This window comes from Paractinoplanes globisporus DSM 43857 (genome assembly GCF_000379645.1).
Lineage (GTDB): Bacteria > Actinomycetota > Actinomycetes > Mycobacteriales > Micromonosporaceae > Actinoplanes > Actinoplanes globisporus.
In genome coordinates this window covers 1-1,444 of record NZ_KB903351.1, presented here as the reverse complement: position 1 = coordinate 1,444, position 1,444 = coordinate 1, and the positions used below count along the sequence as shown (strand labels likewise).

The following is a 1,444-nucleotide window of genomic DNA, read 5'->3' as shown; positions in this document are numbered from 1 at the left end:
CCGCAGTGGTGCGTACTGGCGAAGGCTGATCGAGCTCAGAGCACTTCGGATCAACTAGGGTCTTTGGATTGCGCTGGAAGGTCGGGTGCAGTGACCCGACTTGGGCCAAGATCGTAGATCTTGACTTGGCTCGGTGGCGTTGAGCTGCGGGTTCGCTCGTCGGGGCGAGCGAATGTGCGCACTAATCGTGGGGTCCGTACGGTGATCGGGTGGTCCCGTACGTGCGCACGGCTGAAGGCGGCGTCGAGTGCGCGGGCGGTGCAGATCGTCATCGTCTCTCAATCGCTGCGGGCCCTGAACCGGTCCCTGCAGTCGTCCTGGAGGTCGCGTGCGCATCAGCCTTGGCGATGTGTCCCTGTGGTTCGATGTCTCCGGCCCGTCGGTCCTCCCGCAGGGGGACACGACGGTAGAGCGCCCGGTCCTGGTGGCCGTGCACGGCGGCCCCGGCCTGGACCACATGACGGTGAAGCCCGCGCTGGAACCGCTGGCCGCCGATTTGCAGATCCTGTACTTCGACCTACGCGGCCACGGCCGCAGCGACCGCAGCAGCGCCGAGTCCTGGAACATGCGGACCTGGGCCGATGACCTGCGGCGGCTGTGCGACGCGCTCGGGCTGGGCAAGCCGGTCGTCCTCGGCAGCAGCTTCGGCGGCGACGTCGCGCTCACCTACGCGGCGCTGTTCCCCGATCACCCTGGCGGCATCATCCTGGCCAACACGACTGGTGGCCACTGGGACGATCCGCGAGGTATCGAGGCGTTCGGCCGTGTCGGCGGCCCCGAAGCGGCCGCCGTCATCGAGCGCGTCCGCACCTACCGCCGGGACGGAGCCGCCGCGGACGCCGAGGATCTGCAGGCTGAGTTCATCCGCGTCTGCTATCCGCTCTACAGTGTCACGCCGGGCTGGGCCGAGGAGTCCCGCCGGTTCCAGGCCCGGATGATCAGGAACCCGGACGTCGCCGCGCACTACGACACCCACGAGGTCTTAAGCTTCGATCCCTGGAGCCTGCTCGGCGCCGTGCGGTGCCCCGTCCTGGTCCTGGCCGGCGAGGACGACCCGGTCTGCCCGCTGCCCGTGGTCGAGGAACTAGCCGGCCAGCTGCCGGCCGACACCACCCGCCTCGTGCGGCTTCCCGGGGCGCGTCACACCATCTTCCGCGACCGCCCGGACCTCACCTTCCCCGCCGTCAAGACCTTTGTCGCCCAGATCGGGGAAAGCCACCACGCCAGCTGAGCCGAGTTGCCCGGCCACGAAGATGATGCTCAGAGAACCTGGTTCCCACAAAGGAGGTTCTCCAACGCATCCACGGTGGCCCAGGTGCGCACTAATGTGGCCTAACTCGGGTCTGACAGCACTCGGTTGGCAGGTGGTGCGAGTCTGGGAGCACGAGGAGCCGGCGGAAGCCGCAGCTCGTATTGCCGCAGTGGTGCGTACTGGCGAAGGCTG

Annotated in this window: 1 protein-coding gene; it reads left to right on the top strand. The window is 68.1% G+C overall.

The window, feature by feature from the left end:
• Window positions 1-328: 328 nt before the first annotated feature.
• Window positions 329-1,231, top strand: coding sequence for an alpha/beta fold hydrolase (locus A3CQ_RS56415; protein ID WP_051115548.1), 903 nt, complete (start codon window positions 329-331; stop codon window positions 1,229-1,231).
• The last annotated feature ends 213 nt before the right edge of the window (window positions 1,232-1,444 follow it).